Origin of the sequence: Leifsonia sp., from assembly GCF_051955155.1 — a bacterium.
Lineage (GTDB): Bacteria > Actinomycetota > Actinomycetes > Actinomycetales > Microbacteriaceae > Leifsonia.
In genome coordinates this window covers 1-2,569 of the sequence record NZ_JBQCGZ010000122.1, presented here as the reverse complement: position 1 = coordinate 2,569, position 2,569 = coordinate 1, and the positions used below count along the sequence as shown (strand labels likewise).

The window sequence follows — 2,569 nt, the reverse complement described above, 5'->3', positions numbered from 1 at the left end:
AACCGTCGCGATTCGCCCAGATTCGCGACGGTTTTCCTGTGCTCGGCGGCCGGGTTCCAACTTTCGAGGGATGGCGGGCCGGGCGGGAGCGGCGAGGCTTGAGGGTATGTCACCGCGCCTGCTCTACCGTGTCCTCGCCGTCGCCGAGGCGATCACCTGGACCCTGCTCATCGCCGGGATGCTCCTCAAGTACGCCGCCGGCGTCGGGGACTGGCCCGTGGTCGTCGCCGGGTCGGTGCACGGCTTCGTGTTCATCTCCTACGCGATCACCGCTGCCCTGGTGGGAGTCAATCAGCGCTGGCGCTTCCCCGTGATCGTGCTCGCCGTCGTCACCGCGATCGTCCCGTACGCCACGATCCCCTTCGACCTCTGGGCGGACCGCAGCGGCCGGCTGGACGGCGCGTGGCGCACCCAGGCCACGGACGACCCGCGCGACCACACCTGGTTCGGGCGGCTGTTCCGCTGGATGCTCGGCCACGTGCCCGTCCTCGTCGGCTCGCTCGCGGTGCTCGCCGTCGTCATCATGGCCGGCCTCCTGCTGATCGGGCCGCCCAAGCTCTCCTAGGGAACGCGGAGGTCAGCCCCGCTTCCGCGGCTTCTTCTCCTTCGGCGGCATCCGCCCCACCTGCTCCAGCGCGACGCCGATCCACTCGCGCAGCCGGTCCGGCTCGTCTTTCCACGCTTCCGGCAGCGACACGTAGCCGCCCATCGGCCGCTCGGCGGGACCGTACGGGCCGGCGCCGTCCTCCGCGAGCAGCCGCTCGCGCGACCCCTCGTCGGGCAGCCGCACCCCGATCGCGTCGCCGAACAGCCCGGCGAACATGTTGCCGTTCACGAATGCGCCCAGGTTCGCGAACATCGGCTTCACCTGAACGCCCGGAGCGTCCGGCACCAGCGCGCGGAACAGCTCCTGCGTCTCCTGCGACGGGCGTGGGATCTGCATGGCCGCCTCCTCGCGGCGAGCCTAACCCCCGAGGCCGGTAGACTGGAGCCCTCCCCCCGCCAGCCCCGCTCAGCCTGGAGTGCCGCACGTGACCGACACCACCACCCAGCACGTCGTCGACACCGTCGCGAACGCCGCCGCGACGCCCGAGAAGGAGCAGCCGTTCGCCGCACTCGGGCTCAAGGAGGACGAGTACGCGCGCATCCGCGAGATCCTCGGCCGCCGCCCCACCAGCGGCGAGCTGGCGATGTACTCCGTGATGTGGTCGGAGCACTGCTCCTACAAGTCGTCGAAGATCTACCTGCGCCAGTTCGGCCAGAAGGTCACGCCGGCCATGAAGAAGAACCTCATGGTCGGGATGGGCGAGAACGCGGGCGTCGTGGACGTCGGCGAGGGCTGGGCGGTCACCTTCAAGGTGGAGTCGCACAACCACCCCTCCTACATCGAGCCGTTCCAGGGCGCGGCGACCGGCGTCGGTGGCATCGTCCGCGACATCATCTCGATGGGCGCGCGTCCCGTCGCCGTCATGGACCAGCTGCGCTTCGGCGCCATCGAGACGGCCGACACGGCCCGCGTCGTCCACGGCGTCGTCTCCGGGATCTCCTTCTACGGCAACTGCCTCGGCCTGCCGAACATCGGCGGCGAGACCTACTTCGACCCGGTGTACCAGGGCAACCCGCTCGTCAACGCGCTCTCGGTGGGCGTGCTGCGCCACGAGGACCTGCACCTCGCGAACGCGTCCGGCGTCGGCAACAAGGTCGTCCTGTTCGGCGCCCGCACCGGCGGCGACGGGATCGGCGGCGCCAGCATCCTCGCCTCCGACACGTTCTCGGCCGGCGGACCGACCAAGCGCCCCGCCGTGCAGGTCGGCGACCCGTTCGCCGAGAAGGTGCTCATCGAGTGCTGCCTGGAGCTCTACCGCGACAAGCTGGTCGAGGGCATCCAGGACCTCGGCGCTGCCGGCATCTCCTGCGCGACCAGCGAGCTCGCCTCCAACGGCGACGGCGGGATGTTCATCGAGCTGGACAGCGTGCTGCTGCGCGACCCGACGCTCACCGCGGAGGAGATCCTCATGTCGGAGAGCCAGGAGCGCATGATGGCCGTGGTCAAGCCGGAGCTGCTCGACCAGTTCCTCGCGGTCACCGCCAAGTGGGACGTCGAGACCAGCGTGCTCGGCGAGGTCACCGACACCGGCCGCCTGGTCATCAACTGGCGCGGCGAGGAGATCGTCAACGTCGACCCGCGCACCGTCGCCGTCGACGGCCCGGTGTACGAGCGCCCCGTCGCCTACCCGGCCTGGATCGACGCGCTGCAGGCGGACAGCGCCTCCGTGCTCCCCCGCCCGACCAGCGGCGACGAGCTCCGCGAGCAGGTGCTCGCCCTGCTCGGCAGCGCCAACCTGGCCGACAAGGGCTGGATCACCGACCAGTACGACTACTTCGTCGGCGGCAACACCGCGCTGGCGTTCCCCGACAACGCCGGCATGATCCGCGTGGACGAGGAGAGCGGCCTCGGCTTCGCGATCGCGACCGACGCCAACGGCCGGTACTGCCAGCTGGACCCGAAGCAGGGCGCGAAGCTCGCCCTCGCCGAGGCGTACCGCAACGTGGCCGCCTCCGGCGCCGT

The 2,569-nt window shown here is 70.7% G+C and carries 3 protein-coding genes; 2 read left to right on the top strand and 1 reads right to left on the bottom strand.

The annotated features are described in order from the left end of the window. Positions 1-106: 106 nt before the first annotated feature. Entirely contained in the window at positions 107-565 is a 459-nt protein-coding gene (locus ACTHMF_RS13125) for a DUF3817 domain-containing protein (RefSeq protein ID WP_314148031.1), read from the top strand. Between the two features lie 12 nt (positions 566-577). Here the strand turns inward: ACTHMF_RS13125 and ACTHMF_RS13120 are convergent, their stop codons facing one another. After that, on the bottom strand, positions 578-943 hold the full coding sequence (locus ACTHMF_RS13120) for a TfoX/Sxy family protein (RefSeq protein ID WP_314148032.1): 366 nt from the start codon (positions 941-943) through the stop codon (positions 578-580). An 88-nt stretch (positions 944-1,031) separates the two neighbouring features. On the opposite strand from ACTHMF_RS13120, the gene purL reads away from it, so the two are divergent. Continuing rightward, positions 1,032-2,569: phosphoribosylformylglycinamidine synthase subunit PurL (purL, locus tag ACTHMF_RS13115; RefSeq protein WP_440318151.1), on the top strand; the 1,538-nt coding region annotated here is incomplete at its 3' end.